At 78.0% G+C, this 1,562-nt stretch carries 2 protein-coding genes and 1 pseudogene; all 3 read left to right on the top strand.

Annotation, left to right across the window (positions count from 1 at the left end; translation table 11 throughout):
* Window positions 1-574: glycosyltransferase (locus G3I53_RS14250; RefSeq protein WP_164438411.1), on the top strand; the 574-nt coding region annotated here is incomplete at its 5' end.
* Window positions 574-1,188, top strand: a complete 615-nt coding sequence (locus G3I53_RS14245) for an SIS domain-containing protein (protein WP_164351145.1) — start codon at window positions 574-576, stop codon at window positions 1,186-1,188. The genes G3I53_RS14250 and G3I53_RS14245, both read left to right, overlap by 1 nt.
* Window positions 1,185-1,562: pseudogene (locus tag G3I53_RS14240) on the top strand (D-beta-D-heptose 1-phosphate adenosyltransferase); the annotation flags it as partial. The gene G3I53_RS14245 and the pseudogene G3I53_RS14240, both read left to right, overlap by 4 nt.

Genomic DNA, 1,562 nt, shown 5'->3' with positions numbered 1-1,562 from the left:
GCTGCTGGCCTGCGGCCGGCTGGTCCGCCGCAAGGGCTACGACCTCGCCGTGCGCGCCCTGACCCGGGTCCCGGACGCCGAACTCGTCGTCGCGGGCGGCCCCGCCGCCGCCCGGCTCGACCACGACCAGGAGGCCCGGCGGCTGTGGCACCTCGCCCACCGCGCCGGCGTCGCCGACCGGGTGCGGATGCTCGGCGCGGTCGACCCCGCCGACATGCCCGCCCTGCTGTGCAGCGCCGACCTGGTGCTGTGCACCCCCGCCTACGAGCCGTTCGGCATCGTCCCGCTGGAGGCCATGGCCTGCGGCGTCCCCGTCGTCGCCACCGACGTCGGCGGTCACCGCGACAGCGTCGCCGACGGCACCACCGGACGGCTCGTCGCCCCCGGCGACCCCGAGGCGGTCGCCGCCGCGGTGCGCGGCCTCCTCGCCGACGACGCCACCCGACGCGCGTACGGGGCCGCCGGACGCGCCCGCGTCCTCGACCACTACACCTGGCAGCGCGTCGCCGACGGCGTCGAGCACGTCCACCGCCAGGTCCTCGCCGCACACGCGCTTCCGAAGGAGGTGGCCTGATGACCGTGCATCCCCCCGTCACCGGGCACTGCGACGCCCTCGCCGACGCCCTCGTGGCGTTCCGCGCCGGCGCGCCCGTCACCGCGCGGTGGGGCGAACGCCTCGCCGAGGTGCTCACCGCGGGCGGTCGGCTGCTGGCCGCCGGCAACGGCGGCAGCGCGGCCCAGGCCCAGCACCTGACCGCCGAACTCGTCGGCCGCTACCGCGACGACCGGCCCGCCTTCTCCGCGATCGCCCTGCACGCCGACACCTCCAGCACCACCGCCATCGCCAACGACTACGGCGTCGACGCCGTCTTCGCCCGCCAGGTCCGCGCGCACGGCCGGCCCGGCGACGTGCTGATGCTGCTGTCCACCAGCGGCGCCAGCGCCAACCTGCTGTCCGCCGCCGACGCCGCCCGCGCGGCCGGCCTCAGGGTGTGGGCCCTCACCGGGCCCGCCCCCAACCCGCTGATGGCGGGCAGCGACGAGTCCCTGTGCGTGGAGGCCCCGCGGGCCGCCACCGTCCAGGAACTCCACCTGGTGGCCGTCCACATGGTGTGCGCCGCCTTCGACGCGGCGCTGGAGAGCGGGCGGTGGCGGGAGGACACCACCGGCGGACGGAGGACGTCATGAGCGACACCGGCGTCAAGTCCCCCCTGCTGGTCGTCGGCGACGCCCTGCTCGACCGCGACCTCACCGGCCGCTCCGACCGGCTCGCCCCCGACGCGCCCGTCCCCGTCGTCGACGACTGCGCGGAGACGACCCGGCCCGGCGGCGCCGCCCTCACCGCCTACCTCGCCGCCCGCGACGGCCGCGAGGTCACCCTCGTCACCGCGCTGGGCGGCGACCCGGCCAGCCGCGAACTGAAACGGCTCCTGCGGCCCTGGGTCGAGATCGTCCCCCTGCCGCTCGCCGGGCCGCTGCCGGAGAAGACCCGCGTGCTGGCCGGGGACCGGCCCGTGGCCCGCCTGGACCGCGGCGACGGCCGGGCCCGCACCGCCACCGAC

Origin of the sequence: Streptomyces sp. SID14436 (assembly GCF_010548465.1) — a bacterium.
Classification (GTDB): Bacteria; Actinomycetota; Actinomycetes; order Streptomycetales; family Streptomycetaceae; genus Streptomyces.
The sequence above is the reverse complement of the archived record's forward strand: the minus strand, read 5'-3'. Positions and strand labels throughout refer to the sequence as shown.

Bases quoted from the DNA above. Each gene is read 5' to 3' on its own strand.
- G3I53_RS14245 (WP_164351145.1), top strand. From the start codon at position 574: ATGACCGTGCATCCCCCCGTCACCGGGCACTGCGACGCCCTCGCCGAC.